Here is a 26,442-nt window from a genome sequence, read left to right as displayed (position 1 = left end):
CGACGTCGCCGCCAGAGCGACCCAAGGAGGAAGTCCAGGTGGATTTCGACTATTCCGACGACCAGAAGTTCCTCAAGGACGAGGCGCGCAAGTTCCTGGCCGCCCGCTGTCCGACCACGGTCGTGCGTGGCGTGCTGGACGATCCGGCCAAGAGCTATGACGCGGGCCTGTGGGCCGCTGTCGCCGAGCAGGGCTGGCTGGGCGCGGCCATTCCCGAGGAGCACGGCGGGCTGGGCCTGGGCCGGGTGGAGCTGTGCGCCATCGCCGAGGAGCTGGGCCGGGCCGTGGCGCCGATCCCCTTCGCCTCCACCGTCTATGTCCTGGCCGAGGCCGTCATGGCCCACGGCTCCGACGCCCAGAAGGCCGCCATCCTGCCCCGCATCGCCGCCGGAGAGCTGATCGGCTGCCTGGCGACCTCGGAAGGTCCCGGCGTGATCACCCCCTCAGCCTTGCAGGCCAAGGTCGAAGGGGGAAAACTTTCCGGCGTGAAGATCCCGGTCACCGACGGCGACGCGGCCGGCCTGGCCCTGGTGCTGGCCAACGAGGGTGGGCGTCCCGGCCTGTTCCTGGTCGACCTGACCGGCGGCGGCGTGAAGGTCGAGACCCTGGAGAGCCTGGACCCGACGCGCGGCGTGGCCCGTCTGACCTTCGACGGCGTCGCCGCCGACCGGCTGGGCGAGGCGGGGCAGGGCTTCGAACTGGTGCAGGCGATCCTGGACCGCGCCGCCGTGCTGCTGGCCTTCGAACAGCTGGGCGGCGCGGACCGCTGCCTGGAGATGGCCAAGGAATACGCCCTGGGCCGCTATGCGTTCGGCCGGGTGATCGCCGGCTACCAGGCGGTCAAGCACAAGCTGGCCGACATGTACGTCAAGAACGAGGTCGCCCGCTCCAACGCCTATTACGGCGCCTGGGCCCTGAACGCCTCCACCCTCAAAGAAAATGGGGCGCCGGAGCTGCCGACCGCCGCCGCCGCCGCCCGCATCGCCGCCTCCGACGCCTTCTGGTTCGCCAGCAAGGAAAGCGTCCAGGTGCACGGCGGCATGGGCTTCACCTGGGACGTCGACTGCCACCTCTACTACCGCCGCTCGCGGCAACTGAGCCTGGTGGCCGGTTCGCCCAAGCTCTGGAAGGAGCGGCTGGTGAGCGAGCTCGAGAAGAAGAACGCGGCGTAAGGGCCCAGGGAGAACACGATCATGGATTTCAACGACTCCCCCGAGGAAGCCGCCTATCGCGAGAAGGCCCGCGCCTGGCTGGTCGAGGCCGCCGCCGCGCACCGCGCCGAGCATGGCGATCCCAAGCCGACCACGCCCGAGCACATGGCGGCCGGCAAGGCCTGGCAGGCCCGCAAGGCCGCCGCCGGCTATGCCTGCATCACCTGGCCCGCGGCCATCGGCGGGGGCGGCGGCACGCCGATCCAGTCGGTGATCTTCGGCCAGGAAGAGGGCAAGGCCGGCGTCTACTACGGCTATTTCACCATTGGCCTCGGCATGTGCGTGCCCACGGTGATGGCCTTCGCCAACGACGACACCAAGAAGCGGTTCGTCTCGCCCGCCGTGAAGGGCGAGGAGATCTGGTGCCAGCTGTTCTCCGAACCCGCCGGCGGCTCCGACGTGGCGGCGCTACGCACCCGCGCGGTGCGCGACGGCGACGACTGGATCATCAACGGCCAGAAGGTCTGGACCACCGGCGCCCACTATTGCGACTACGGCATCCTGCTGGTCCGCACCGATCCCGACGTGCCCAAGCACAAGGGCCTGACCATGTTCTGGATCGACATGCACGATCCGGCCGTCGAGTGCCGACCGATCCACCAGATGTCGGGCGGGCGAGAGTTCAACGAGGTCTATTTCACCGACCTGCGGGTCAAGGACAGCCAGCGCCTGGGCGAGGTGGGGCAGGGCTGGCAGGTGGCCCTGGTCACCCTGATGAACGAGCGCCTGGCCGTCGGCGGCTCGGCCGGTCCGGACTATCGCCAGGTGATGGAGCTGGCGCGCGGCCTGTCGGGCGCCAACGGCCCGGCCCTGAAGGACCAGGCGTTCCGCGAGAAACTGGCCGACTGGTACGTCAATTCCCAGGGGCTGAAGTTCACCCGCTTCCGCACCATGACGGCCCTGTCGCGGGGCCAGACGCCGGGGCCGGAAAGCTCGATCGGCAAGATCATCTCGGCCAACCAACTGCAGGACCTGGCCAATACGGCGGTCGAGGCGCAGGGCGAGTACGGGATCCTGACCGACCCGTCCCTGGCCCCGATGGAGGCGGCGTTCCAGAACAGCCTGATGTGGGCCCCGGGCCTGCGGATCGCCGGCGGCACCGACGAGATCCTCAAGAACATCATCGCCGAACGGGTGCTGGGCCTGCCAGGCGACGTGCGGGTCGACAAGGACGTGGCCTTCAAGGACATGCCCACCGGACGATGATCAGCGTTCGTCGAACGTGACTCGCCTTTGAAGTGTGCCTCGTTCATTCTCCCGTTCAAAGAAACGGGAAGGGGCGAACCATGCGGGCGAGAGCTTCGAAGGACGGTCTGACGGTGCGGGTGATCGCCGGCACGCACGCGGCGCTGCTGGCGTTCGACCTGGCGGACGAGAAACGCCCGGGGTGCCTGGGTTTTTCGATCGAGCGCACGGATGTCGGCACCGGCGACCGGCGCTGGCTGCCCAATTCGCTGCGCTTCCTCAGCGACCCGCGACGCGAGCAGGTGACCACGGCCCGGGCGCCGCTGCAGAAGTTCCGCTGGGGCGACTACACCACCGAGCCCGGGCGGCTCTACCGCTACCGGGTCGTCGCCCGCTACGGCACGCCGGCCGAGATCATCGCCCAGGGCCTGCTGGCCGAGCGGCCGGGCGGCTTCGACACCATCCCCGGCGGGGTGACGCTGGAGCTGCGCACCGAGGACTGCCGCAACGAGGCCACCTCGATCTTCTTCAATCGCGGGGCCGCCGCCAGCCAGGCCTATGTCAACAAGTTCGGCGACAACGATCCCGACGACATTCCCGAGGCCCTCTACTGGCTGTCGCGTGGCCTGGAGGAGGGGCTGGTGGCCTTCATCGCCAGGGCCGACAGTTCCGACTACGCCCTGCACGGCTGCATCTACGAATTCGAGAAGCCCACGCCGATCCAGGCGTTGAAGCAGGCCCAGGCGCGCGGGGCCGAGGTCCACATCGTCTATCACGCCCGCAAGGGGGGCAACACGACGGCGGAGAACCAGCACGCCATCGCCAGCGAAGGCGTCACTTTCCAGACTACGCCCCGGACCAAGGGTTCGGCGATCATGCACAACAAGTACCTGGTGCTGCTGCGCAAGGACGCGGCGGGCGTCCTGCAGCCGATCGCGGTGTGGACCGGTGGCACCAACTGGACCGAGGGCGGCATCTACGGCCAGCTGAACGTCGGCCACGCGGTCTACGACCCAGTCGTGGCGGCGCGCTACGAGGCCGGCTTCCAGGTGCTGGCCCAGGACCTGAGCATCGACGACACCCAGGCCCAGAACGACGTCATCACTCCGGTGCCGGCCAACCGCGCGGCGCTCCAGCACGGGGCGACGCCGCTGTTCTCGCCGCAGAACGGCCTGTCGATGCTCGACCTCTATGCCGACATCTGCAAGACGGCCAAGGTGCTGATGGTCAGCGCGCCCTTCGCCCTGCACCAGAAGATCCGCGACGTGCTGCAGTCGCCCACCGACGGCGCCATGCGCTTCCTGCTGGCCGACAAGGAGGGCTCGTACGGCGAGAAGGGCAATATCGACAAGCTGAACGCCGACCTCGGCAACATGGCCGCCGTGGCCAAGCCCTATGAAGGCACCAAGCTGGCCGACTTCCAGAAGCGCAAGCTGGACCGTGACCGGCTGATGGTGGACGAGAGCTTCCACCACGCCGGCATCCACATCCACTCCAAGATCATCCTGGCCGACCCGTTCGGGCCCGACCCGATCCTTGTCACCGGCTCGGCCAACTTCTCGACCAACTCGACGGTGGCCAACGATTCCAACGTGCTGGTCTTCCGGGGCGACACCGCCGTGGCCGACGTCTATGTCGCCGACTTCATGCGGATGTTCGAGCACTACTGGTTCCGCTCGCGCAAGGACGAGAAGGCCGAGGCCAACCAGGTCTTCGCCCTGAAGGACACCGACGCCTGGTCGGAAAAGTACTTCACCCCAGGAACGCGCGACCAGCGCGACCGCCTGGCGTTCCTGGGGCTGATCACCTAGGCGCTAGCTGCCCTTCACGTCCTTGGCCGCGCGGGTCAACTGCACGAACTCGGCGCGCAGGCCGTAGGGGTCGTCGCCGCGCGCGCCCTGGGCCAGGGCCGTGACCGCGCTCCAGTCGAAGTCGGCGTCGACCCACGGATCGCCGCGCAGCTTCTGGCCGTAGGCGGCCACGGCGACGGCGAAGCGGGTGGCCTCGGGCGCGGCGGCCAGGCTGGCGCGCACGTCGCCAGGACCGATCGGCCGTTCGATCAGCCGCGAGGCCGAACCGCCCGGCGGCTTGTAGCGGATCTTCAGGAAAGCCAGCTCGTCGCCGCCCTTGGCCGGTTTGGGCTCGGCGCCGTAGCGCAGCGGGTCGGACGACGGCTTCGCGCCGACGGGGGTGATCTCGTAGATCGCCGTCACCGCCGCGCCCGAGCCCACCTCGCCGGCGTCGACCTGGTCGTTGTTGAAGTCCTCGCGGTTCAGCAGCCGCGTCTCGTAGCCGATCAGCCGGTACTCGCTGACCTTGGCCGGATTGAACTCGACCTGGATCTTCACGTCGTCGGCGATGGGGAACAAGGCGCTGTCGAAGTCGTCGCGCAGCAGCTTGCGGGCCTCCTGCAGGCTGTCGACATAGGCCGCCGTCCCGTTGCCGTTCTGGGCCAGGGCCTGCATCATCGTGTCGTTGTAGTTGCCTCGGCCAAAGCCGTAGACCGACAGGTACACGCCGCTCTTGCGCTGGTCGGCGACGAAGTCCTTCAGGCGCGAGGGATCGGCGATGCCGACGTTGAAGTCGCCGTCGGTCATCAGGATCACGCGGTTGACCGCCTGGGGATCGAGGTTCTGCTTGGCCAGGGCGTAGGCCAGCTCCAGCCCCTTGCCGCCGGCCGTCGAGCCGCCCGAATGCAAGGCCCCGAGCGCACAGCGCATCTTCAGCTTGGAACGACCGTCGGTGGGGGCCAGCACGGCCCCGGCCGAGCCGGCATAGGCCACCATCGACACCCGGTCCTGCGGCCGCAGCTGGTCGATCAGCACGTTCAGCGCCTTCTGGGCCAGGGGCAGGCGGTCGGGGCCGGACATCGAGCCGGAAGTATCGATCAGGAACACCAGGTTCAGCGGCGGCTGGCCGGCCTTGGGCGTGGCGTAGCCCTGCACGCCGATGTGCAGCAGCTGGCGGTCCTTGGACCAGGGGGAGGGGACCACGGTCACCGTCGACTTGAACGGCAGCTCGGGATTGCTGGGGCGGTCGTAACCGTAGTCGAAATAGTTGACCAGCTCCTCCACCCGCACCGTGTCGCGGGGCGGGGCGGCGCCTTCGTTCAGGAAGCGGCGGACATTGGCGTAGGCGGCCGTGTCGACGTCGATGGAGAAGGTCGAGACCGGATCGTCGGCCACGCGCTTGACCGGATTGGCCGCCGCGCCGGGATACTTCTCGGTGTCGCGCACCGGCGGGATCGGCAGGGGCGGCGGCGCCATGCTGTACGACATGACCGCGGGCGGCGGCGGCGGCGGCGGTGGTGGCGGTGGCGGTGGCGGAGCGAGAGGCGGCGGCGGGGCGACCAGGGCGGGCGGCCGGGCCCGGCTCTCCTGCGCGACGCCGCGTTTGGTGGCCGTGACGACGATGCGATCCTCGGCGTCACGGGACGGCGCGGCGAAGCCCAGGGCAGCGCAGGCCTCCGGTGTCACAACCCCGTCGCCAGGGGATGGAAGGGCCAAGGCGGGCGCCGTGCCGGAACCGGCGATCAGCAGCGACAGGGCCGTGGAACACAGGATGCGAAGATTGCGTGACGCCATCACCGTAAGACCTCCCAAGGTTGCGGACGATGCTGGCGCGCGGCCTGTGGCGAAAGCTGGGCCGTGCTTGAAAACTCAAGGATTCCCCTGAGGCGAGAATCCTTCTGTGAGCAGATCCGCAATGCACTCCCGAACGTCGTTCCGCGAGCTTGACAGCGTTTGCCCCGGAGCACATGAGTGACTTGTTGGAATATGGTTAACGGCGTGCTGAGGGGGAGCGATGCACGAGACCAGCGATGCTGTTTCTCATCTCGACGCCCTCAAACGGGGGCTGGCGTATCTCGTCGATAATCGGGCCACGCTGATTCGGCGGCTGCCCGTCACCGCGGTGGTCGCCGCGGTGGTGATTCCGCTCGTCGGCTGCGACACGGGTCCCAACTTCTGGCTCCAGAAGCGCGCCAGCGCCTGTCCGCGTCCGCAAGGCGCCCAGGGGGTCTCCGGCCAGTTCAATCAACAGCAGCAGGAAATCCGTCAGCTGCGCCAGGGCGGCTTCCGCGGCGACTTCTTCGCCCAACTGGAACTGGCGCGCCGCTATGAAGGCCAGCGCGCGGTCGACAAGAACCTCGAGGATCCGGTCGAGGCGGCCGTCTGGTACGCCATGGCCCTGGCCAACGCCGGCGGCTATTCGCCCATCGCGGCCTATGAGCGCCGGGGCGGCAAGGACAGCGGGCCGCTGTCGCGGTTCGACGACTGCCGCGCCTTCGAGCGCCACGCCGCCTACGGCGCCCTGGACCGCCTGCTGTCGCGGATGTCGACCGAGGAGCGCGAAAAGGTCCGCAACCGCGTGATCTACATCCTGTCCACCCAGGGGGCCGACGGCTACCGGGTGCTGGCGCGCATGCACGACGGCTTCTTCGGCCCGTTCGGCGAGCCGTCCGATAACCTGCAGGCCATCGAGGCCTACGGCACGCCCAAGCGCTCCGGCGCCCCGGCGGCGCTGGACCTGTTCCGTCGCAACGACGTGGACGCCTATCTCTACAACTATCTGGCGGTGCAGACCGGCGACGTGTCGGCCTACGTCATGCTCAAGGACTTCGAACGCTCCTCGCCCCAGCGCGCCTCGTATGGCGGCTTCGTCGAGACCAAGGCCAAGCGCTGGATCCCGCCCTACGAGTTCTATCCGCCCGATTCGCCGGACAGCGGCGTGCCGCACTCCGACGAGAGCGATCCGTCGGGCGACGCCAAGGAGGCGGCGCTGGCGCGCCTGCCCGAACTGCCCTTCGTGCACATCGGCGAGGCCTTGGCCTATCTGCGGGTGATCCCGTCGCCGGTGCTGGACGAGAAGATGCTGAGCGTGAACGACGCCCAGACCTTCCAGGCGATGATCGGTCGGCCGATCACCGGCCGCCTCAGCGGCATCGAGAAGGTCCGCGCGATCCAGTACGCGGCGGTCAACGGCTCGTCCAAGGCCCAGCTGGTGCTGGCGGTGATGTATTCCGAGGGCGTGGGCGTGCCGCGCGACTACGCTCGGGCCTACCACTGGTACGAGGAGGCCGAGCGCCAAGGGTCGGCCGAGGCCAAGTACGCCATGTCGACGTTCTTCTCGCTGGGCCTGCAGGGCGTGGCCGACCAGGATCGCGCCAAGGCCGTGGTCTACCAGCTGGACGGCGCCCTGGCCGGGTTCAAGCCGTCGGTCTGGCGGCTGCAGCAACTGCTGTCGCAGGTCTCGCGGCCGCCGCGCGCCGCCGCGGAGCGGCCCCAGCCCTATGCCGAAAGGGACTACCGATGATCCGCCTGCGTCAGCTCGTCGGGGCCCTGGCGGTGTGGGCCCTCGCGGTGTCCGGCCTGATGCTGGGCGCGGCGCCCGCCGTCGCCGGCTCGCCCGACGCCAAGATCGACCAGCAGATCCGTCCCTGCTTCGGCCTTCTGCTGGAGCCGAACCTGTCGAGCGGTTGCCGGGTCAAGCACGTCCGCAAGCACAAGCCGCGCTACGGCACGGGCTACGGCTACGGCAAGGGCGGCCGCTACCGCACCTGGGTGGACTGCGACCGGTCCTATCCGGGTGAGGTCAGCGAGGTGCTGGAGCGCCTCTATGACGGCGACACCCTGACCCTGCGCTCGCGGGGCGGCGGCGCCTGCGTCGACTCGCTGAACATCACCCGCTCGGTGACCATCGTGGTCGAGGGCTACACACCCTCGCGCGGCAATCCGATCCTGGTCGCGCCCGTCGACCAGCCCTGCATCCGCATCGCGCCCGGCGTCGCCTATGTGGTGATTGAAGGGGTGGGCATCGAGGCCCTGCGCGCCGGTTCGGCCTCGTGCATCACCGGCCGCGCCACCGAACTGGCCCTGAAGAACGTGGTCGTCCGCTACGACGGCGACGGCTCGGCCCTGGACCTCAGCGACAGCCGACTGGAAGTCGCCAACACCACCTTCATCGGCCGCACGCGGCAGGCGGTGGTCAAGGCCACCGGCACGGTCATGGCCGACAATGTCGAGGTGGCCGCCACCGCCTTGGGCGCGGCCTTCGAGGCCGGCGACGACAGCCGCATCCGCGACATGCGCGTCATCCGCCTGGGCGACTGGACGGGTTCCAGCCGCAGCCGCAACTCGGCCGGTTTCGTGCTGGCCGGCATGAACCGCTCGCAGCTGGTGCAGATCGACGGCCTCTATGTCGACGGCTTCTCGCGCGGCATCTATGTGGGCGGCGGCGACGAGACGGTGCTGCTGCGTCCGGTGGTCCGCGACGCCGACTGGGCCGTGGTGGTCGAGAACGCCGACGTGCGGGTGATGGACGGCAAGCTGGAGGCCACGGACGTCGGCATCTATGCCGGCTCGGGCACGGTCAACGCCGCCGACAACGCCATTGCCGGGGTCATGCGCGCGGGCCTGTTCGCCGACAACGGCGCCCAGGTGCGGGCCCGTGACAACCGCGTCTACGCCAAGCCCGGCGGCTGCGAAGCCCTGATCACCGGCTATTTCGACGGCAAGCTGACCTGCCAGCCCTGGTTCGAAGCGCCTGAGCTGTTCCGCACGCCGCGCGACCGCTCGCGCCAGGACTTCGACGCCTATTGGCCCGCCGCCATCGAGACCGCCAGCGTGGCCACGCCCGCCCTGGCCGGGGGAAGCCTGGCCGGCGGCCCGGCGGACGTCCTGGACGCCTCGGCCGCCGCCGGCGGTCCGGTGGGCCCGGGCTCGCCTCAGCCCTACCAGCCGCCCTGCTACGCCTCGTCTGCATCCGGCCCGCCGGTGCAGGCCCAGTGCCCGACCTCCAACGGGGGAACTTCGCGATGAGCAAGCTCGCCGTCGGCCTGATGGCCGCCTTGATCGCCCAGGCCGGCCTGACCGGCCTCGCCTCGGCCCAGGATCGCGGACCGCCGCCCGGCGCCGGCTACGGCGGCGGTAACAACCGGCCCATGCCCTGCGGCGCGCCCCTGGCCGGCGAGGCGCCCGACATCATGACCTACGACCGCGCCACCGGCACCCAGGTGTTCGTCGGCGGCAAGGGCCAAACCGAGGTCTCGGCCTTCAATCGTGACACCGGCTCGTCGGCGGCGCTGCGCGGCGATCTCAGCCGTCCCGGCGTGACCGAATCCTGCGCCGTCGACCGGCTGTCGGGCGACGCCTATCGGGTCAGCTCCGAAGGGCCGGGCGATGTGGCCGTGTCCGGCCGCAGCGGCCGCACGGGCGAACGCTGGGCCTATCGGGCGCCGGACGGCTCGACCCAGTACTGGGACCCCCGGGCCGACAACCGCTGCTTCCGCGAAGGCCTGGGCCTGGGCTCGAACGGCGGCCTGAGCTCCGGCCCGCGTCCCGACCCGCGCGACGGCTACGGACGGTCGGGATGCTGAGGACGACCCTGCTGCTGGGCGCGGCGCTGGCGGTCCTGAGCGCCTGCGGCCCGGCCTATTATCCGCCGCCGGTCCAGGCCCCGTCGCCGCTGCCGATGGACCCTTCGCGCGTGACTCCGCCACCGCCGCCGGTGGATGTGATCCGGCCGAAGGTCTGAGCCCTCGAACCCTCTCCCGCCGGGAGAGGGTTTTTCGTTTCACTTCTCCGGAACCACCGTCTTGAGGAACGCCGGTTCCTTGCGCTTCAGCGTGGCCTGTTCATAGGCGTAGCCCAGGCCGATCAGCCGCGCCTCGCTCCAGGCCGGGCCGATGAAGCTGAGCCCCACCGGCAGGCCGCCGACATCGCCCATCGGCACGGTCAGGTGCGGATAGCCGGCCACGGCGGGCAGGGTGGTGGACGAGCCGCCGTAGTGGTCGCCGTTCAGCGGGTCGATGGTCCAGGCCGGTCCGGTGGTGGGGGCCACGATGGCGATGGCGCCGGCAGCCTTCAGGATCTTATCGATGCCCTCGGGACCGGCCAGGCGCTTGGAGTCGGCCAGGGCCTGCTTGTACTCGGGATCGTCATAGCCCTTGGTCGCCTGGGCCTTGATGAAGCTCTCCTGGCCGAACCACTCCATCTCTTTGGGCGTGGCGTCGTTGAAGGCGATCAGGTCGGCCAGGGTGCGGGTCTTGACCTTGGCGGGGTCGGTCGAGGCCAGATAGGCGTTCAGGTCGACCTTGAGCTCGGTATAGAGCACCACGCCCTCGGCCTTGCCGATCGGGCCCTCGTCGAATTCCTTCACGTCGACCAGCTTGGCGCCCTGGGCCTGGAGGTCCTTCAGCGCCTGTTCGAAGACCGCGTCCGTGCCCGGGGAATAGCCCGTGTAGAAGCGGGCGACGGCCAGGGTCACGCCCTTCAGGGCGTTCTTGTCCAGGGCCTTGGCGTAGTCGCTCTTGCGGGCGTCGGCCTCCTTGGTCGCCACGTCGGCGGGGTCGGAGCCGGCGATGACGGTCAGGATGCGGGCGGTGTCCTCGACCGTGCGGGTCATGGGGCCGGCGGTGTCCTGGCTGTGGCTGATCGGCACGATGTGGGTGCGCGAGACCAGGCCGACCGTGGGCTTGAGGCCGACCAGACCGTTGATCGCGGCGGGGCAGGTGATCGAGCCGTCGGTCTCGGTGCCGATGGCCGCCGGAGCCAGGCCCGCCGCCACCGCAGCGCCCGACCCGCTGGACGAGCCGCAAGCGCTACGGTCCAGCACATAGGGATTGCGCACCGTGCCGCCCACCGCGCTCCAGCCACTGATCGAATGGCTCGAGCGGATGTTGGCCCATTCCGACAGGTTGGCCTTGCCCAGGATCACCATGCCCGCGTCGGTCATACGTTTGACCAGGGGGGCGTCGCGCCCCGTGACATTGTCCTTCAGCGCCAGGGAACCGGCGGTTGTGGCCGTGTCGTCGGCGCTTTCGATATTGTCCTTCAGCAAGATCGGCACGCCGTGCAGCGGGCTTCGGACCTTGCCGGCCTGGCGCTCGGCATCCCGCGCCCGTGCGTCGGCCAGGGCGCGCGGGTTCAGGGCGATGACGGCGTGGAGCTGAGGGTTGCGCGCCGCGATGGTCTCCAGGGCGTTCTGCGTCGCGCGCTGGGAAGCTTCATTGGCGGTCTCGGCGGCCTGCCGTTGGAGATCGCTCATCGAGACGTTCGGGGGCGGCGCATCGGGAATCCTGGCCGGCTTGAAGGGCGCGGGCGCGTTGGTCTGCGCCTGAACGGCATTGGCCAGCAGCGCGGCGCAGGCGCCGCTGATCAGCAAGGTCTTCCGGATCACGTTTCGCCCCCGATTGTCGTGGGCCTCAGATGAACACCGCCACGTTCTGTCGCGCAACGATCAACGGCGTTCCGTCCGAACTCCACACCGCCATGTCCTGGGCGCTGTAGCCTTCCAGCGCGGTGTCGGCCCGGCTTTTCATCAGTCGCCAGCCGTCGTCGTCGGCCGGGACGTCGGCCAGCACGTCCAGCGACCAGGTCATGGTCGAGATCGGCGCGCGCTCGGGGAACAGGGTGATCGCCGCCGGCGGCAGGGCGTCGGCCAGGGCGACCAGGGCCGCCAGCGAGCGGGCGGCGGGGTCCTTGTGGCGGATCCAGACCAGGAAGTCGGGCGGACCGGGGCGGCCGATGGGCGTGCCGCCGGCGGTCTTGAAGTCGAACTGCTGGGTGAAGTTGGGACCGCCGCCGGCGGGGAAGAAGTCCGGCGCCGTGTCTGGGGAGACGGCGGGCGGAGCGGGCAGGTCGACATGGGCCAGGCGCGACTCCCGCGCCGTCCCGAAGGTCAGGATCGCCCGGGTGGCCAGGCCCTGCTCGCCAATCAGGTCCACGCCCATGAACAGGGTCGACTTGCCCCGGCGCAGCACTTCGGTGCGGATCGAAAGCTCGCCGGCCGCCGGGCCGACGAAGGCGAACTGGCCGGAGCGCAGGGGCGGGGCGTCGGGCGCGGCCTTCAGCGCCGCCTCCAGGCACAGAGCCGCCGACAGCCCGCCATAGGTGGTGCGGCCCTGGCGCCAGTCGTCGGTGACTTGGGCGGTAAAGCCGGTCTCGGAAGGCGCGAGGGCGGCGATCAGGTCGGTATAGGAGGTCACGCGTACGCTTTCGTTGTTTCGCACGCGAAGGTTCGTCTTCTTTCGCTACGGAAGTCAAACGCCCAGAGGCGAAAGCCGTCAGGAGGCGGCCTTGGCCATCACCGCCTGCAGCAGCGGGCCCAGCTTTTCCCGCACGGGACCCGGGTCGAAATGCTCGGCCACAGAGGCGACGCGGCCATCCCGGACCTGCAGCACGAAGACATAGGTGTTGCCATAGGCCTCGCCGTTGGAGAGCGTCCCCCGCATCCGCACCTCGGCGGCCACGCGGTCGTCCTCGGCGGTCAGGGAGTCGATGTCGTAGGTGGGACCCTCGGCGAAGATCGAGGCCAGCAGCTTCACGCCGCCCTGATAGCGCGCCCTTGGAGAATGGACCCCGGACGAGGTGGTCCAGGCGGTCATGTCATCGATCAGCAGGTCGTCGGGCAGGGCGCCGCCGGACAGGGCCGCGAAGAAGGCGCGCGCGACGTCGTGATTGGCCTGGGTCATGGTTTTCTCCGGGGGCGGGCGTCGTCGGCCATCACGGGCAGACCTGCACCTTGGTTTCAAGATTTGGCCCGCGCAGGGCCGCGAACATCGCCGGGACGGCGTCCAGCGGAATCACCGAGGAGATCAGCATCTTGGGATCGGCATGGCCGCGATCCATCTCGCGGGCCACCCGCTCGAAGTCGGCCAGGGTATAGCCGACCGGGAACATCAGCGTCGCCGCCTTCATCGCCGCCATGGCTGGGACCAGGGTGTCGGGCGCGGTGCAGAAGCCCATCGACAGCACTTGGCCGAACTTGCGCACGTGCTGGACGCCCTTGGCCAGGAAGCCGGGATTGCCGACGCATTCCAGCACGATGTCCGGCGGGCCGCCCAGCGCCTCGACCACCCGCGCCGCCTCGTCGTCGCCGAAGGCCACGAAGCCGTCGGCGCCCATGGCCAGGGCCATTTCGGCCCGGCGCGCCGAGCGCGAGGCGGCGACGATCCGTCCCGCGCCCAGCCGCCGCGCCCACCAGATGGCGCACAGGGCCACCGAGCCGGCGCCCAGCACCAGCACCCGGTCGCCGGGGCGCAGGTTGGACTGCCGCACGCCGTACAGCGCCACGGCCAAGGGCTCGACCAGGGCTCCGTCGGCCTCGGACAAGGTATCGGGCAGCTTCACCGCCACGACGGCGGGCACGCGCATGTATTCGGCCATGCCGCCCATCACGCCCGGCGCGTCGTGGCACAGCACCAGATTGCCGTGCGCGCAGGCCTCGCAGCGCCCGCAGCCGGTGGAGGGCAGGGCCGTCAGCCGGTCGCCGACCCGCCAGCCTGAGAGGTCGGCGCCCATCGCCACCACCTCGCCGGCATATTCGTGGCCGGGCACGGTGCGGGCGGGGAACTGGAAGGCGTGGCCCTCGGTCATGTGCAGGTCGGTGCCGCAGACGCCGCAGCGGTGGACTCTGATCACCAGTTCGCCCGGACCCGGTTCTGGATCGGCCAGGGTCTCGACGACCAGCGGCGCGCCGGCGCCGGGATAGACCACGGCCTTCATCGACGACTTCCCACAAGGTCGAAGCGCTGCACGTAGTCTCCGAAGCGCTCGCGGATCGCGTCCTGCGTCATGCCGAAGTCGGCGATGTCGTAGCGGTGGGCGCCGTGCTGGCCTTCCGGATCGGCGGCGATGCGGGCCTGCATGGCGGCGCGGATTTCCGGTGTCAGGTCCAGGCCGGCGAAGGCGTAGATCCTCTCGATCACCGTCATCGGCGCGCGGTGGAGGTCGGCCTGGACCACGTCGAGGATCTGGTCGCCCCGGGTCCGGCGCACCCGGTCGGCGTCGGCCACGGCCTTGGCCCATTTCTCGGTTTCGCGCGCCAGTAGGAGACGGGCGCGGACGTCGGCGGGGCCTTCGTCCATCAGGGCGTGGCTCTTCATCAGCAGAGAGCACAGCGACGGCACGGCCTTGGCCGGATCGCGATGGGTGTGGATCACGACCGCGTCGGGGAAGACGGCGAACACCAGGTCCAGATTGGCCACATGGCCGGGGTTCTTCAGCAGCCAGCGCTTGCCCGGTTCGCGGCAGCCCACCAGCTGGACCACGCGGGCGTAGTGCCGGTAGGCGGCCAGCTCGCTCTGGTTCTGCCACCACGCGTCGTAGCCGGCGGCGTACCAGCCGCTGTTCCAAAGGTTCGACACGAACCCCTGGCGCAGGACGAACAGGCACTCGTCCACCTCGGCGGCCGCCATCTCGTGCGCCGCCGCGGCGCCGGACACGGTGGCGTACCGGGCCGCCAGCTGGGCGGCGGCGTCCTGGAACAGGGGATCGGCCTCCCAGGTCTCGCGCGGCGGACGCGGCTGGGGCGAGAGATTCAGCCAGGTCTCCAGCCCCTGGAATTGGGGATCGACGGCCATCAGCTTGTGCAGGGCGGTGGTGCCGGTGCGCGGAATGCCGGTGATGACGATCGGGCGGACCAGCGGCCGGGCGTCGAAGCCGGGGTTGGCCTTCATCGAGGCGATGGCGTTGGCGCGGGCGGTCAGGGCGCCGACCACGCTGCCCCAGGCGATGCGCCGGCCGCGCGGGGTGAAGCGCGGATCGCGGTCCATCGACAGCAGCAGCACTCGCAGACCCTCGCGATAGTCCTGCCCGCCGAAGTCGTCGCTTCCGGCCTGGACGATGGCCAGGTCGTGGGCCTGGTCCTCGGCGTCCCAGAATCGCGCGGGCGGTTCGAACCGTTCGGTCATGGTCACCATGGCGCTACCACCGGCGACGGCGCTGGCAGGCGCGAACGCGCCGCCGCAGTTCCTCGGCGCGCTCTTCCGGAGTCACCACCGGGGTGTCGGCCGGCAGGTGGTCGCGCAGCTGGGCCAGCTTGACCCGCTTGATCGTCGGCGTCGGGGCGCTGTCGCAGTCGAACCAGCGGCCGTAGATGCCGCCTTCCTTGTAGCCGGCCGGATCCAGCCAGTTGGGCACGCCCGGATCGGTCAGGGCGATCACCGCATAGAAGCGGCCGTCGCTGCCGACCTTGGCGCTGTGGCCGTTGAGGCTGGAGAGCCGATAGACATATTCCAGGGCGTTGAAATAGGGATCGTTGAGCTGGATGTTCCGATAGGGGCGACGAGCCGGCAGGTCGGTCTCGATGATCAGGGCCTCGTCGTCCTCGAACTGGAACACCGCCGGCCAATAGACCTGCTTGGCCAGGGCCCCGGCCAGCTTGCCCGGATCGAAGACATTGAAGCCGACCTTGGCCTTCACCGCGTTCTGCATGCGGTAGTAGCTGCGGGTCTTGCGGGCCGGGAATTTCGCCATCTCGACGATGCGGGCGTGGATCTGGTCGGGCGTGAGCCGGGGCTTGGGCGGGACGGGGTTCAGGCACTCGATAGAGATCGTCGGATCGACCTCGGTCTCCCAGTCGTAGCTGCGGAAGCGCACCATCATGCCGGTGGCCTCCGGATGGATCGGCGCCCAGTCGCCTTCGTATCCGGCGGGCCGCACGGCGCTGAAGATCACGGAGAACCGGCCGTCGGCGCCGACGGTGATGTCGGCGTCGTCGATCTCGTTGTGGCCGCCGATTTGCGAGATGTCGTCGACCATGCCCGACATGAAGCGCTGGGTGGTGAAGCTGAGAATCTTCACCGTCCCGCGATCACCGCTGACCCGATAGGTCAGGTCGCCCCGGATCGGGCTGTACAGATAGATGTCGTCGGGATTGGGCTGGAGGGTGAACACCGGGTTCCACAGCGGGGCCCAGTCGGGGTGTTCGGCGTCGGCGTGGAAATAGGCGAAGTAGCTGTAGGACAGGCTCATCATCGCCTGGCGATGGAGGTCGGCCTGATAGGCCGGGTCTTCGGGACGCCAGGTGTTGGCCAGCTCGGCGACCGCGCCTTCCAGTTCGCCCAGATAGCCCAGGATCGGCGGCGCGACGTTCTGCTGGGTCATGGTGCGGACCTCCCCGGAAAGCGGCCGTCTTCGCGGCTTCGCGTTATAGATAGTGCATACTATCTATCGTGTCGCAATGGGGGAGGGAGGCTCTAGTTTCCCGGCACGGTCTCGAAGAAGGCCAGGCCGGCCGGTTCTGGACAGATGTATTCGAGGTAGTGGCCCAACTCGGGGGCGTCTACGAAGCAGCTCTTCATGAAGCCGGGGTTGTGGCTGAGGTGCGGCATGGCGTGGCCGCCGGCCTCCACCCGCGCCATCAGGGCGTTCCACTGGGCGTCGTCGGCGATGTGGTAGCCGAGGTGGTGGTGGGCGAGGGCGAAGTCCGGTCCCGGGGGCAGGCGGCCCATATAGATGTCCGAGCCCGGGCCGCTGGCCGTCAGCAGCTCGTACATGATCGTGCCCACCCAGGCGAGCTCGACCCGGATCGTGCCGCCGGCCTTCAGCGGGCCTTCCAGGCGCCGGAACTCGCCGATGCCGAAGCGCTCGGCGAAGACCTCGCACGCCCGGTCGATGTCGTTGGTGGCGTAGGCCGTCTGGAAGTGTTCGGCGCGCAGCAGGCCCTGGCCGGGGTCGAAACGCGAGGCCGGCCGGCGCAGGCTCATCGCTCGACCTCGGCGTTGATGCCGTCCAGGACGAAGTCGATGATGGCGTCGTCGATGCGCTCCTCGCCGGCCAGCTCGCCCGGGAACAGCCAGGCCTTGAACAGCACGCAGCCCAGCACCGCGGCGAAGGACACCCGCACCATCAGCTTGGGATCGACCCTGGGCCGGTCGCCGACCCGGATGGCCATGGTGGCCGCGCCACGCTCGAAATAGGCCTGCAGGCTGTCGATCTCGCCGGCGTCCCGCGCGCCGGGTCCCATGGCCGGGCCGCCATAGGTGCGGGCGACGATCAGCGACATCAGCATCCTGGAGTGGCCCTCCATGAACTGCTTCAGTTCGACGATGTACTGCCGGGCCTTCTCGCGCCGGGTCTCGCCCGACCAGGCCTCTTGTTGGCCGCGCGCGATGAAGTCCGAGAAATGCCGGTTCAGCGGCTCGAACACCGCCTCGTGGAACAGCTCGGCCTTGGACGGGTAGTAGCGGAAGAGCTGGGCCTCGGTCACGTCTGCGCGGGCCGCGATGGCGGCGGTGGTGGCGCCGGAAAAGCCGCTGCGCTTGAACTCCTCTTCGGCCGCCAAGAGGATCAGGGCGGTGATCTCCTCCTGCGAGCGCCGCTTGCGCCGCGCCGGCGCGGGTTCGGCCAGACTCATCGAATACCGCTCCTCGCAAACAGAACACGCCGGATTCCAGGGGAATCCGGCGTGCTAGATAGTGCATGCCATCTAAGCGATGGCAACGCGGGGCGAAGGCCTTACTGGCCCTTCAGCTTGCGGTCGAAGAAGTCCAGGTGGGTGTCCAGCACGTGGAGGCCCTTGGACTTGCCGCTGCCGGCGCTGTGACGCTCGCCCGGATACAGCATCAGCTCGAACGGCGTGGCGCTCTTCTGCAGGGCCGCCATCAGGCGGGTGCTGTTCTCGAGGATCACGTTGTCGTCGGCCATGCCGTGCAGCAGCAGCAGGCTGTTGGGCTTGAGGTTCTTGAGGCGGTTGAGGACGTCGGAATTGGCGTAGCCTTCCTTGTTCTCCTCCGGCTTGCCCATGAACTGCTCGGTGTAGTGGGTGTCGTAGAGGCCCCACTCGGTGGGCGGGGCGCCCGAGGCGCCGGCCTTGAACGGGGTGTCGGGAGCCGTCATCAGCATCAGGGTCATGAAGCCGCCGTACGACCAGCCCATCACGCCCAGCTTGTCGGCGTCGACGTAAGGAAGGCCGGCCAGGAACTTGGCGCCGACCAGTTGGTCGTCGACCTCCACCGTGCCCATGCGGCGGTCGAGAGCCCGCTTGAACTTGGCCGAGCGGTTGGCGCTGCCGCGGTTGTCCAGCTTGAACACCACGTAGCCGTCCTCGAGGAACGGACGCTCGCGCACGCTCTGCCAGCTCTTGCTGACCGTCTGGGCGTGCGGGCCGCCATAGACCGAGACGATGGCCGGATACTTCTTGGTCGGGTCGAAATTGGTCGGCTTGAGGATCTCGTAGTTCAGGACCTCGCCGTCGGCCGCCTTCAGCGTGCCGTACTCCGGAACCGACAGGGTCGAGGCGTAGGGCCAGTAGGGGTGACCCTCGGCCAGCTTGTTTTCCTCGATCCAGCGCACCCGCTTGCCCGAGGCGTCGTAGAGCGCGGTCTGGGGCGGGGTCTTGGGATCGCTGTAGCCGCCGGCGAAAGCGCCGCCGGCCGCCGCCACCTTGGCGCTCCACCAGCCGCCGGCCGGTGTCAGGGCCTTGGGCTTGCCCGGCTTGGCGTAGGAGACTTCGTAGATCCGGCGCTCGATCGGGGTTTCGATCGAGGCGGCGAAGATGGCCACCTTGCGGGCTTCGTCGACGCCCTCCAGGGCGGTGATCGGCCAGTCGCCCTTGGTCACCTGGGCGATCAGCTTGCCGTCGGCGGCGTAGTGATAGAGGTGGTTGTAGCCGGACTTCTCCGACGACCACAGGAACGTCCCGTCCTTCAGCGGCGTGAAGTCGTCGTTCAGCTCGATCCAGTGGGCGTCGGTCTCGGTGAGGATCGTCTTGCCCTTGCCCGTGGCCGGGTCGTAGGCGATCAGCTCCAGGGTCTTCTGGTCGCGGGTCTGGCGCTGGACGTAGAGGGTCTTGCCGTCGGCCGACCAGTCGACGCGGGCGACGTAGATGTCCTTGTTCGCGCCCAGGTCGATCTGGACGGTCTTGCCCGAGGCCACGTCCTGCACGAACAGGTCGACCACGGCGTTGGGGCGGCCGGCGCGCGGATAGCGCTGCTCGACGATGGTGGCGCCGTTCGGACCGATGTCGGCGCGCGGAATGATGTCCACGCCGCTCTCGTCGACGCGGGTGTAGGCGATGCTGGTCTCGCTGGGATTCCACCAGTAGCCGGTGAAGCGGTCCATCTCCTCCTGGGCCACGAACTCGGCCGTGCCGAACGACAGGGCGTCCTTGCCCTCGGTGGTCAGGGCGCGCTCGGCGCCGCCCGTCAGCGGCTTGATGTAGAGGTTCTGGTCGCGGACGTAGGAGACGAAGCCGCCCTTCGGCGAGACCTTTGCGTCGACTTCGTCGCCCGGCGTTTCGGTGAGGCGGCTGACCTTCCCGTCGGCGACGCTGTCCAGATAGAGGTCGCCGTCCAGTGGCACCAGGATGAAGCGGCCCTGCTTGTCCCAGCTGTATTCGACGATGCCGCGGGACGAGACGCGGGCGCGTTCGCGGCGGGCCTTTTCGGCTTCGGACAGTTCCTTGTCGCCCGACGACAGGGCCGCCGAATCGATCAGGCGGTAGGGCTCGCCGCCCTTCACGTCGGCCGCCCACAGGTCCTGGACGTTGGCCGCCTCGGGCTTGGCCTTCAGATAGGTGACCCGCTTGCCGTCCGGCGACAGGGCCACGCCCTTGGCCGTGGGACCCGACAGGGACGGGTCGGCGAAGACGCGTTCCGGGGTCAGTTTGTCCGCCAGAGCCGGCGAGGAGAGGGCGAGGCAGGCCGCGATGGCCATCAGCGAGGGCTTGATCATGGCGCGGGACGCTATGGGCAAGCGCCGCCGTTGTCAGCAGGGAAATATGAAGACCTCGCGTGTTAGGCGACAGCGTGTCACGTGGTCATGCGCCCGTCTCGTGGTAGACGATCAGGCATGGTTGGCGGGGGACGTCGGACAACCAGGGAAGCGTAACTGTGCGTAACACCAGCGATCAGGCCGCGTATTTCACGGTCGCGACCGGCGACGTCGGTCCTCAGGCGTTTCTGAACGCCGACCAGCGCGGCGGGACCGCGTCGAACGGCAAGACCAGCATGACCATCGACCAGGCCGGTCTGCATCTGGTCGGGGGCGAGCCTGGATGGTCGGCGGCGCTGGGCGTGTCCTACACGGTCACCTACGCCTATCGCTCCTCCGCGCCGTCGAGCATGCCCGAGGACGCGGGCGGCTTCAGCCGGTTCGGCGCCGCCCAGATCGCCCAGGCCGAGCTGGCCCTGCAGGCCTGGAGCGACGTGGCCAACATCACCTTCGTGCGGGTGGGCAGCGGAACCAGCGGCGAGGGCGCCTATTCCAACTCGGCCTCGATCCTGCTGGCCAACTATTCCACGGGCGTGGACGGGGCGGCGGCCTTCGCCGAATATCCCGGCGATCCCAGCTTCGGATCGAGCTCGGGCGACGTCTGGGTCAACAGCACCCTCAGCTACAATCGCAATCCGACGGCGGGCAATTACGGCGCCCTGGTGCTGGTGCACGAGCTGGGCCACGCGATCGGCCTGGCCCATCCGGGCGACTACAACGCCGAGGAAGGCGTCGAGATCACCTACGCCAACAACGCCGAGTATTACGAGGACTCCCTCCAGTACACGGTGATGAGCTATTTCGACGAGACCGACACGGGGGCCGATTATCGCGGCGCCTACGCCGCCTCGCCGATGCTCGACGACATCTCGGCCGCCCAGAAGGAATACGGGGTCAACACCAACACCCGCACGGGCGACACGGTCTACGGCTTCAATTCCACCGCCGACCGGCCGTGGTTCCTGGCCACCAGCGCCAGCGCCAAGCTGATCTTCGCGGCCTGGGACGCCGGCGGGAACGACACCTTCGACTTCTCGGGCTTCGGCGTGGCCCAGACCATCGACCTGCGCGAAGGCTATTTCTCCAGCGTCGGCGGCCTGGTCGGCAACGTGGCGATCGCCAAGGGCGCGGCCATCGAGAACGCCATCGGCGGCTCGGGCGTGGACACCATCACCGGCAACGCCCTGGTCAACCGCCTGACGGGCGGGGCCGGCAACGACGTGCTGAACGGCCTGGGCGGCAACGACATCCTCGACGGCGGGATCGGAACCGACACGCTCTCGGGCGGGCTGGGCGACGACGCCTATTGGGTCGACAACAGCGGCGACGTGGTCATCGAACTGGCGGGCGAGGGCTTCGACACCGTGGCCAGCTCGGTCAGCTACACCCTGAGCGCCAATATCGAGCAGCTGATCCTGGTCGGCCCGGCGGCCAACGCCACCGGCAGCGCCGAGGCGAACATGCTGATCGGCAACGCCGCGACCAACACCCTGACCGGCCTCGAGGGCAACGACGTGCTCAGCGGCGAAGGCGGGGCCGACGTCATGATCGGCGGCGCGGGCAATGACGCCTACTGGGTCGACAATGTCGGCGACACGATCACCGAACTGGCGAACGAGGGCTACGACAGCGTCGCGGCCTTTGTCAGCTACACCCTGAGCGCCAATGTCGAGCAGTTGACCCTGCTGGGCGCGGCGGCCAACGGCGTCGGCAACGCCAGCGCCAATGTCATCACCGGCAACGAGCTGAGCAACGTGCTCGACGGCCAGGGCGGCGCGGATCGCCTGGTCGGCGGGCTGGGCGACGACGCCTACTGGGTCGACAATGTCGGCGACGTGGTGGTGGAGCTGGCCGGCCAAGGCTTCGACACCATCGCCTCGTTCGTCAGCTACACCCTGGCCGACAACATCGAGCAGCTGAAGCTGGTCGGGACCGTGGCCCTGACAGCCACCGGCAGCGCCAGCGCCAACATCCTGAACGGCAACAGCCTCGACAACACGCTGTACGGTCTGGGCGGCGACGACGTCCTGGCCGGGGAAGGCGGCGCCGACACCATGGTCGGCGGGATCGGCAACGACGCCTACTGGGTCGACAACGTGGGCGACGTGATCGTCGAGAACGCCGGCGAAGGGTTCGAGAGCGTGGCCTCCTCGGTCAGCTACACCCTGTCGGCCAATCTCGAGCAGTTGGTCCTTCTGGGCGCGGCGGTCAGCGCCACCGGCAACGCCCAGGCCAACGTCCTCGTCGGCAATGGCCTGGACAACACGATCACCGGCTTGGGCGGCAACGACGTCCTCACCGGTGGCGCGGGCGTGGACACCTTCGTGTTCGGGCCTGGCTCGGGCCATGACCGGGTCACCGATTTCGGGGCCAACGGCGACCACGACGTGCTGAACCTGTCGGCCTTCACCGGCACGGGCGTGACCTGGACCGTCACTCAGCAGGGTTCCGACACCTTGGTGGCGTTCTCGAACGGCGACGACATCCTGCTGAACGGCGTCACCGCCTCGCATGTCACCACCCAAGGGACCTCGCTGATCTGGAACTGACGCGAAGAGGCCTAGGAAGGCCCTTTCGTCGGATCGAAATCGCGCAACCTGACGTGTAGCGCTTGTCGCCGCCCTGGCCCTGGGGCACTGTGCCCTGGGACGCTGCGGGGGCGCGTATGACCACCATCAATGACACCGATAGCGGCAATACGCTGAACGGCTCGTCGGGCGACGACCTGATCAACGGCAATGGCGGCAACGACGTCATCACCGGCCTGGGAGGTAACGACCAGCTGAACGGCGGCGCCGGGGACGACTACATTCAGGGCGACTCCTTCGAGTATTCCTCCGCCGCCGGCGTGGACGTCCTGACCGGGGGCGACGGCGCCGATATCCTGATCGGCGGGCGCGGCGCCGACACCCTGTCGGGCGGCGACGGCAACGACGTGCTGGCCACGGGGGTGGCGTCCAGCACTCCGGGGCTGGGCTATATCGGCAGCTACTATCCCACCATCGACGGCGGCAACGACACGGTCGACGGCGGAGCGGGATGGGACAGCGTCACCCTGTTCTACGCCGAACGGACCGCCGCCATCGTCTTCGACGGCTCCAACATCAGCGCGGTCAACACGATCACCGTCGGCGGCGTGGCGTCCGGCTCGGTCACGAACGTCGAGGTGTACAATTTCCTGAGCGGCTCCGGGAACGACACCCTGACCGGAGCCGGGGAGGGTGACAATCTTCGCGGCGGGTTGGGAAACGACACGCTGAACGGCATGGCGGGGTGGGACTCGCTGTCGGGCGAGGATGGCGACGACACGCTGAACGGCGGCGGCGACGGCGACTATCTGTACGGCGGCGCCGGGATCGACACGCTGAACGGCGGCGACGGCAGCGACTATCTGACCGGCGGCGCCGGGAACGACATCCTGAACGGCGGGGCGGGCTCCGACACCGCGATCTATTCCGGCCTGCGCTCGGCCTACACCGTCACGAGGACCAGCACCGGGTTCACCGTCAGCGGCGCCGAGGGCGTCGACACCCTGACCAGCATCGAGACCCTCCAGTTCTCGGACAAGAGCGAGTATTCGGTGTCCTATCCGGTGGTCGAGCTGGTCGACAGCGGCTCGGCCGACAACCGGATCAACATCGTGATCATGGCCGAGGGCTATACGGCCGCTCAGCTGGACGAGTTCCGCGCCGACGCTTCCAGCCTGATCAACTACATGTTCACCGGCGGCCAGGTGAACGAGCCGTTCGACCGCTACAGCAACTACTTCAACGTCTACATCATCGAGATCCCGTCGACGGAGTCGGGCGCCGACATCCCCAACGACGGCGTCACCCGCGACACGGCTTTGGGCTCCAGCTACGGCTCAGGCAGCGGACCCGACCGCGCGCTCTATGTGGACGACGCCCTGGCCACGGCGGCGCTCAATGGGTCGCTCGACGCCTTGGGCATCACGGCCGACATGGTGTTCGTTGCGGTCAACAGCGACCGCTACGGCGGCGCGGCCAGCTTCGGTCGCTACGCGGTCTACGCGGCCGGTAACAGCTTCTCCAACGACGTGGCCGTCCACGAGATCGGCCACGCCTTCGGCTGGCTGGGCGACGAGTACGACTATCTCAACGGCGACGAGCCGGACTCGGTCTACACCGGCAGCGAGCCGACCTCGGCCAACCTGACCAAGGATTCGACCGCCGCCAAATGGGCCGAGTGGCTCGGCTACGACCAGCCCGGCGTCGGGGTGATCGGCGCCTATGAAGGCGGGAACTACGCCGATCACGGCATCTATCGGCCATCTCTGAATTCCAAGATGCGCTCCAACGGCCAGCCGTTCGACGCCGTGGCGCGCGAGGAGTTCATCCACCGCTTCTACGCCCTGGTCGATCCGATCGACCACTTCACGGCCAACACCTCTACCCTGGTCGATCCGACCGCCATCTCCGTGACCGTGATCGACCCCACGATCATCAACCTGACCTGGTCGGTTGACGGCGCGAGCCTGTCGGGCGGCGGCGCCAATCTGAAGCTGACCGACTTCAACATCGCCTCGGGCACGCACCAGGTGACCGTGCTGGCCGCCGACACCACCGACTGGGTGCGCGGCGACCGCAGCGACCTGCAGCAGACGGTGACCTGGACCGTGGACCTGCAGCACGCGATCCTGCGGGCCAGCGCCTCGGGCTCGACCCTGACCGGCGGTGTCGCCGTCGACCTGGTCTACGCCTCGGTCGGCAACGACGTGCTGGACGGCGGGGCGGGGATCGACACGGTCAGCTACGCCGCCGCGACGGCCGGGGTGACGGTCAATCTGAACCTGACCGGCGTGCAGAACACCGGCGGGGCCGGCAGCGACAGCCTGATCCGCTTCGAGAACCTGATCGGCGGCGCCTTCGCCGACACCCTGACCGGCGACGCGGCGAGCAACACCATCAACGGCGGGGGCGGCGCCGACACGATGCGCGGCGGCCAGGGCGACGACGCCTACTGGGTCGACGCCGCCGGCGACGTGGTGGTCGAACTGGCCGGCGAGGGCTTCGACACCGTGGCGTCCTCGGTCAGCTACACCCTGAGCGCCAATGTCGAGCAACTGAAGCTGACGGGCTCGGCCGTGACGGGCACGGGCAACGCCGACGGCAACATGCTGATCGGCACGACGGGGGCGAACACCCTGACCGGCCTCGAGGGCAATGACGTGCTCAGCGGCGAGGGCGGCGCCGACACCATGGTCGGTGGGACGGGCAACGACGCCTACTGGGTGGACAACGCCGGCGACGTGATCACCGAGCTAGCGAACGAGGGCTATGACAGCGTCGCGGCCTTCGTCAGCTACACCCTGAGCGCCAATATCGAGCAGCTGACCCTGCTGGGCGCGGCGGCCAATGCGATCGGCAACGCGGTCGGCAACATCCTGACCGGCAACGACCTCAACAATGTGCTGGACGGTCAGGCCGGCGCCGACCGCCTGGTGGGCGGCCTGGGCGACGACGCCTACTGGGTCGACAACGTCAACGACGTGGTCGTGGAGCTGGCGAGCCAGGGCTTCGACACGGTGGCCTCGTTCGTCAGCTACACCCTGGCGGCCAATATCGAGCAACTGAAGCTGGTCGGCGCGGTCGCCCTGACCGCGACCGGCAACACGACGGCCAACATCCTCAACGGCAACGCCCTGAACAACACCCTCTACGGCCTGGGCGGCGACGACGTCCTGGCCGGCGAGGCGGGCGCCGACACCATGATCGGAAGCATCGGCAACGACGCCTACTGGGTGGACAACACCGGCGACGTGATCGTCGAGAACGCGGGCGAAGGGTTCGAGAGCGTGGCCTCTTCGGTCAGCTACACCCTGTCGGCCAATCTGGAGCAGCTGGTGCTGCTGGGCACGGCGGCCAACGCCACCGGCAACGCCTTGGCCAACATTCTCGTCGGCGACGCCGTGGACAACGTGATCACCGGCCTGGGCGGCAACGACGTGATGACCGGCGGCGCCGGCGTCGATCGCTTCGTGTTCGGGGCGGGATCCGGCAAGGACCGCATCACCGACTTCGGCGCCGGGGGCGCGCACGACGTTTTGGACCTGTCGGCCTTCAGCGGAACGGGCACCACCTGGAGCGTCGCCCAGCAGGGCGCCGACACCCTGGTCTCGTTCAGCAACGGCGACAATGTCCTGCTCGACGCGGTGCTGGCCAGTCACGTGGTCCAGCAAGGCCAGTGGTTGGTCTGGATGTAGATAGTTCTCCACACGTCAGGGGCGAAATCACGTGGAACTTCTCCATCGCCGCGCGTCGAAAGCGAATTACTATCGCTATCATGTCGCTGAGCTCTGTCCTTCTGCTTGAAATTGTGTGATGCAGCTTAAGGTGTCGGGGGTGACATGAGTTCTAAGTGCGCGCTTGTCGGTTGCACGCTTGCCATCGAGCCTGGCGAAGCGGTCGGTTTCGATCCGACCGCGGCCCGCGCGGCGTCGCCCGACCACGGTCGGACCAGGACTGCCTTCAAGACATCCGCATGGTCGTGATCGACGACTGATTTTCACAAGCCCCGGCGACTCGCCTAGC

At 68.7% G+C, this 26,442-nt stretch carries 19 protein-coding genes; 9 read left to right on the top strand and 10 right to left on the bottom strand.

All coding sequences use genetic code 11. The features are described 5' to 3' along the window. Positions 1-38 precede the first annotated feature (38 nt). From AC07OA_RS11940 to AC07OA_RS11930, 3 genes are all read left to right on the top strand, one after another. Positions 39-1,172, top strand: coding sequence for an acyl-CoA dehydrogenase family protein (locus AC07OA_RS11940; protein ID WP_494664024.1), 1,134 nt, complete (start codon positions 39-41; stop codon positions 1,170-1,172). Between the two features lie 21 nt (positions 1,173-1,193). Next, positions 1,194-2,417 carry an acyl-CoA dehydrogenase family protein gene (locus tag AC07OA_RS11935; protein ID WP_494664023.1) on the top strand — a complete coding sequence of 408 codons (1,224 nt, stop codon included), beginning with the start codon at positions 1,194-1,196 and terminating at the stop codon, positions 2,415-2,417. An 80-nt stretch (positions 2,418-2,497) separates the two neighbouring features. Further along, entirely contained in the window at positions 2,498-4,207 is a 1,710-nt protein-coding gene (locus tag AC07OA_RS11930; protein ID WP_494664022.1) for a phospholipase D-like domain-containing protein, read from the top strand. A gap of 3 nt (positions 4,208-4,210) precedes the next feature. Here the strand turns inward: AC07OA_RS11930 and AC07OA_RS11925 are convergent, their stop codons facing one another. Further along, positions 4,211-5,980, bottom strand: a complete 1,770-nt coding sequence (locus tag AC07OA_RS11925; RefSeq protein ID WP_494664021.1) for a vWA domain-containing protein — start codon at positions 5,978-5,980, stop codon at positions 4,211-4,213. Between the two features lie 220 nt (positions 5,981-6,200). On the opposite strand from AC07OA_RS11925, the gene AC07OA_RS11920 reads away from it, so the two are divergent. Genes AC07OA_RS11920 through AC07OA_RS11905 form a run of 4 tightly spaced genes read left to right on the top strand, consistent with a single transcriptional unit; the run spans position 6,201 to position 9,929 of the window. After that, entirely contained in the window at positions 6,201-7,709 is a 1,509-nt protein-coding gene (locus tag AC07OA_RS11920) for a tetratricopeptide repeat protein (protein ID WP_494664020.1), read from the top strand. Then, entirely contained in the window at positions 7,706-9,214 is a 1,509-nt protein-coding gene (locus AC07OA_RS11915; RefSeq protein ID WP_494664019.1) for a right-handed parallel beta-helix repeat-containing protein, read from the top strand. Before AC07OA_RS11920 ends, AC07OA_RS11915 begins: the two co-directional genes overlap by 4 nt. Beyond that, positions 9,211-9,771 carry a hypothetical protein gene (locus tag AC07OA_RS11910; RefSeq protein ID WP_494664018.1) on the top strand — a complete coding sequence of 187 codons (561 nt, stop codon included), beginning with the start codon at positions 9,211-9,213 and terminating at the stop codon, positions 9,769-9,771. The genes AC07OA_RS11915 and AC07OA_RS11910 overlap by 4 nt, the downstream gene beginning before the upstream one ends. Further along, positions 9,765-9,929: a hypothetical protein gene (locus AC07OA_RS11905; protein WP_494664017.1), complete on the top strand. Its 165-nt coding sequence runs from the start codon at positions 9,765-9,767 to the stop codon at positions 9,927-9,929. Before AC07OA_RS11910 ends, AC07OA_RS11905 begins: the two co-directional genes overlap by 7 nt. Before the next feature lie 39 nt (positions 9,930-9,968). On the opposite strand, the gene AC07OA_RS11900 is transcribed toward AC07OA_RS11905, so the two are convergent. The 9 genes from AC07OA_RS11900 to AC07OA_RS11860 all read right to left on the bottom strand — a co-directional run bounded on the left by AC07OA_RS11900 (position 9,969) and on the right by AC07OA_RS11860 (position 19,852). Further along, positions 9,969-11,573, bottom strand: a complete 1,605-nt coding sequence (locus tag AC07OA_RS11900; protein ID WP_494664016.1) for an amidase — start codon at positions 11,571-11,573, stop codon at positions 9,969-9,971. Positions 11,574-11,598: 25 nt separating this feature from the next. Next, positions 11,599-12,381, bottom strand: coding sequence for an acyl-CoA thioesterase (locus AC07OA_RS11895; protein WP_494664015.1), 783 nt, complete (start codon positions 12,379-12,381; stop codon positions 11,599-11,601). Between the two features lie 78 nt (positions 12,382-12,459). Then, entirely contained in the window at positions 12,460-12,867 is a 408-nt protein-coding gene (locus AC07OA_RS11890; RefSeq protein WP_494664014.1) for a nuclear transport factor 2 family protein, read from the bottom strand. A gap of 31 nt (positions 12,868-12,898) precedes the next feature. Next, complete coding sequence (locus AC07OA_RS11885) at positions 12,899-13,900, bottom strand: zinc-dependent alcohol dehydrogenase (protein ID WP_494664013.1); 1,002 nt, start codon at positions 13,898-13,900, stop codon at positions 12,899-12,901. Further along, positions 13,897-15,096 (bottom strand): sulfotransferase family protein, encoded by a 1,200-nt coding sequence (locus tag AC07OA_RS11880; protein WP_494664012.1) that lies wholly within the window; start codon positions 15,094-15,096, stop codon positions 13,897-13,899. The genes AC07OA_RS11885 and AC07OA_RS11880 overlap by 4 nt, the downstream gene beginning before the upstream one ends. Positions 15,097-15,100: 4 nt before the next feature. Continuing rightward, positions 15,101-16,282, bottom strand: a complete 1,182-nt coding sequence (locus AC07OA_RS11875; protein WP_494664011.1) for a hypothetical protein — start codon at positions 16,280-16,282, stop codon at positions 15,101-15,103. Between the two features lie 92 nt (positions 16,283-16,374). After that, positions 16,375-16,884 (bottom strand): hypothetical protein, encoded by a 510-nt coding sequence (locus AC07OA_RS11870; RefSeq protein ID WP_494664010.1) that lies wholly within the window; start codon positions 16,882-16,884, stop codon positions 16,375-16,377. Next, positions 16,881-17,534, bottom strand: coding sequence for a TetR/AcrR family transcriptional regulator (locus AC07OA_RS11865; RefSeq protein WP_494664009.1), 654 nt, complete (start codon positions 17,532-17,534; stop codon positions 16,881-16,883). Before AC07OA_RS11865 ends, AC07OA_RS11870 begins: the two co-directional genes overlap by 4 nt. 101 nt (positions 17,535-17,635) lie before the next feature. After that, a complete protein-coding gene (locus AC07OA_RS11860; protein ID WP_494664008.1) occupies positions 17,636-19,852 on the bottom strand; it encodes a S9 family peptidase in 2,217 nt (738 codons plus the stop codon). A gap of 158 nt (positions 19,853-20,010) precedes the next feature. Between AC07OA_RS11860 and AC07OA_RS11855 the strand changes: the two genes are divergently transcribed. Both AC07OA_RS11855 and AC07OA_RS11850 read left to right on the top strand, forming a co-directional pair. Continuing rightward, positions 20,011-22,440: a M10 family metallopeptidase C-terminal domain-containing protein gene (locus AC07OA_RS11855; protein WP_494664007.1), complete on the top strand. Its 2,430-nt coding sequence runs from the start codon at positions 20,011-20,013 to the stop codon at positions 22,438-22,440. 116 nt (positions 22,441-22,556) lie between these two features. Beyond that, positions 22,557-26,114, top strand: coding sequence for a M64 family metallopeptidase (locus AC07OA_RS11850; protein ID WP_494664006.1), 3,558 nt, complete (start codon positions 22,557-22,559; stop codon positions 26,112-26,114). Positions 26,115-26,442: the final 328 nt, after the last annotated feature.

Source organism: Caulobacter sp. GW821-FHT09B08 (assembly GCF_059418225.1).
Note: the sequence above shows the minus strand (reverse complement) of the source record. Positions and strands in the feature narration are given on the sequence as shown.

Excerpts from the sequence above, each read along its gene's own strand:
- AC07OA_RS11910 (WP_494664018.1), top strand. The coding sequence starts at position 9,211 with ATGAGCAAGCTCGCCGTCGGCCTGATGGCCGCCTTGATCGCCCAGGCC.
- AC07OA_RS11905 (WP_494664017.1), top strand. The coding sequence starts at position 9,765 with ATGCTGAGGACGACCCTGCTGCTGGGCGCGGCGCTGGCGGTCCTGAGC.
- AC07OA_RS11860 (WP_494664008.1), bottom strand. The coding sequence starts at position 19,852 with ATGATCAAGCCCTCGCTGATGGCCATCGCGGCCTGCCTCGCCCTCTCC.
- AC07OA_RS11875 (WP_494664011.1), bottom strand. The coding sequence starts at position 16,282 with ATGACCCAGCAGAACGTCGCGCCGCCGATCCTGGGCTATCTGGGCGAA.
- AC07OA_RS11915 (WP_494664019.1), top strand. The coding sequence starts at position 7,706 with ATGATCCGCCTGCGTCAGCTCGTCGGGGCCCTGGCGGTGTGGGCCCTC.
- AC07OA_RS11920 (WP_494664020.1), top strand. The coding sequence starts at position 6,201 with ATGCACGAGACCAGCGATGCTGTTTCTCATCTCGACGCCCTCAAACGG.
- AC07OA_RS11925 (WP_494664021.1), bottom strand. The coding sequence starts at position 5,980 with ATGGCGTCACGCAATCTTCGCATCCTGTGTTCCACGGCCCTGTCGCTG.
- AC07OA_RS11870 (WP_494664010.1), bottom strand. The coding sequence starts at position 16,884 with ATGAGCCTGCGCCGGCCGGCCTCGCGTTTCGACCCCGGCCAGGGCCTG.
- AC07OA_RS11850 (WP_494664006.1), top strand. The coding sequence starts at position 22,557 with ATGACCACCATCAATGACACCGATAGCGGCAATACGCTGAACGGCTCG.
- AC07OA_RS11890 (WP_494664014.1), bottom strand. The coding sequence starts at position 12,867 with ATGACCCAGGCCAATCACGACGTCGCGCGCGCCTTCTTCGCGGCCCTG.
- AC07OA_RS11930 (WP_494664022.1), top strand. The coding sequence starts at position 2,498 with ATGCGGGCGAGAGCTTCGAAGGACGGTCTGACGGTGCGGGTGATCGCC.
- AC07OA_RS11885 (WP_494664013.1), bottom strand. The coding sequence starts at position 13,900 with ATGAAGGCCGTGGTCTATCCCGGCGCCGGCGCGCCGCTGGTCGTCGAG.
- AC07OA_RS11935 (WP_494664023.1), top strand. The coding sequence starts at position 1,194 with ATGGATTTCAACGACTCCCCCGAGGAAGCCGCCTATCGCGAGAAGGCC.
- AC07OA_RS11880 (WP_494664012.1), bottom strand. The coding sequence starts at position 15,096 with ATGGTGACCATGACCGAACGGTTCGAACCGCCCGCGCGATTCTGGGAC.
- AC07OA_RS11865 (WP_494664009.1), bottom strand. The coding sequence starts at position 17,534 with ATGAGTCTGGCCGAACCCGCGCCGGCGCGGCGCAAGCGGCGCTCGCAG.